We start from the raw sequence: 1,941 nt of genomic DNA, 5'->3' as shown, positions 1-1,941 counted from the left end.
CTAAGGGAAACTGCTAGAACAAGTCAACGCATTGGCCTCAATAATTTGTAAAACGCAAAAACCCCCGACCATCTTCCGATGATCGGGGGTTTTGATTACCTATCTGGTGGAGCTGGACAGAATTGAACTGACGGCCTCTTGAATGCCATTCAAGCGCTCTCCCAACTGAGCTACAGCCCCACGGCGAAAAGCACAATGACTAAAATACGTCTGTTTGTCAACAACTTCTTGCAAGAAAATTATAATTCTTTCAAATCCGCGTCCGAAGCCGTTTGCCGGGCGTCAGTTAGACGCATTTTAACTTTGAAAAAGTGTAAAGGCTCTAACGCTGCACGAAAGTGCAGCGCGCCACAATGTGGCGTGGATTCAGCCGAAAATCGCGATTTTCGGCTGAATGAAAACTTTGAAATGTGAAGCATTTCAAAGTTAATCTGCCCTAGAACCGTTGCCTACGCCGTGGGCGCCGTTGCGATGCCCCCTTTGGGTGCGCTGCCCGCAAAACTCTCTGACGGAACCTGCTGGATCCCCTAATTGCCCGCCTCTTCGGCCAGACGGGCCATCTCGGCCCCGGCGCTTTCCAGGGCGTGCGTCAGCACGTCATCAGCCACTGCGTAGGAAAGGCGAATGCAGTTATCGTCGCCAAAGGCCGCGCCGGGTACAAGGGCCACATGGGCCTTGTCCAGCAGCCGGGTACACAGATCGGTGGAATTGCTCACCGATCCGCCATAGCACTTGCGTACGTCCACAAAAAGATAGAAAGCCCCGTCGGGCTTGGGACATACGGCCCAAGGCCAGGAGCCTATGATTTTCATGCCCAGATCGCGACGACGCACAAAAGCCTGGCGCATGGCGTCAATGCAGTCCGTAGGGCCGGTCAGGGCCGCCAGGGCCGCCTTTTGCGCGATGGAGCATATGCTGGACGTGCTATGTCCCTGCATGGATGATATTTTTTTTATCAGTGTGGGGTGCGCGGCAAGAAAGCCCACGCGCCAGCCCGTCATGGCATAGCTTTTTGAAAGTCCGTTGAGCACGGCCACTTGCTCGGGATACCGCGCAAACCAGCCGATAGCGCTGGTCATTTTGGCCGGGGCAAAAACAAGCTGGTCATAAATTTCGTCAGACAGCACAAAAATGCCGCGCGACATGGCCCAGTCCATAATGGCCGTAAATTCGGCCTCGGTGTACACCGCCCCAGTAGGATTACTGGGCGAATTGAGAATAAGCAGACGCGTTTTGCCCGTCGTCGCGGCGTCCAGCATGGCGGGCGTCACCTTGAAGCCCTGTTCAGGCCCGGCATGTACCGTAACCGGCACGCCGCCGGCCAGCATGACCATATCCGGGTAGCTCAGCCAGTAGGGCGCGGGAATAAGAATCTCGTCGCCCGGATTAACCGTGGCCTGCAAAAAATTGTAAAGGCAGTGTTTGCCCCCGGCCCCGATGACAATGGATTCCAGCGGCACTGGCACGCCATAGGCGCGGTCAAAGTACGCGCCGGCGGCCTTACGCAGTTCCGGAATGCCGGGTACGGCGGTATAGCGGCAAAAATTTTCGTCAATGGCGGCCTTGGCGGCCTCACAGACATGCCTTGGCGTGGGAAAATCCGGTTCGCCCACGGCCAGACTGGTTACGGCAACGCCCTGTGCCTTAAGCTCCAGGGCGCGGCTGTTGACACTGAGGGTCAGAGAGGGTTTGATGCTGCTCAAACGATCTGAAATCTGCATGAGAGGCTCCTTCACGAAAGGGGACGCAATGCGGCGTATACGGCGAGATTACAGCCGCCAATTTTATCAGCTTCGCCACGGGGTGTAAATGCGTACAAAGCAGAAAGGCGCAGCGGCCACTGAATCGGACTACATACAACGTGCTTGCCATCAGCCGTGCCATGCGCAGCCGACGCAATCGGCGCGGCCCACGGGGCAGGCGGAACAGCCGCAACTGGCA

The 1,941-nt window shown here is 56.6% G+C and carries 1 protein-coding gene and 1 tRNA gene; both read right to left on the bottom strand.

Going from position 1 to position 1,941, the window contains the following annotated elements:
- Positions 1-104: 104 nt before the first annotated feature.
- Positions 105-180: transfer RNA gene (locus tag V6C07_RS06230), tRNA-Ala, on the bottom strand.
- Between the two features lie 347 nt (positions 181-527).
- Positions 528-1,721: a pyridoxal phosphate-dependent aminotransferase gene (locus tag V6C07_RS06225; protein WP_333535495.1), complete on the bottom strand. Its 1,194-nt coding sequence runs from the start codon at positions 1,719-1,721 to the stop codon at positions 528-530.
- Between the last annotated feature and the right edge of the window lie 220 nt (positions 1,722-1,941).

The organism is Desulfovibrio sp. 1214_IL3152 (genome assembly GCF_036763055.1).
GTDB lineage: Bacteria > Desulfobacterota > Desulfovibrionia > Desulfovibrionales > Desulfovibrionaceae > Desulfovibrio.
The sequence above is the reverse complement of the archived record's forward strand: the minus strand, read 5'-3'. Positions and strand labels throughout refer to the sequence as shown.

Excerpts from the sequence above, each read along its gene's own strand:
- V6C07_RS06225 (WP_333535495.1), bottom strand. The coding sequence starts at position 1,721 with ATGCAGATTTCAGATCGTTTGAGCAGCATCAAACCCTCTCTGACCCTC.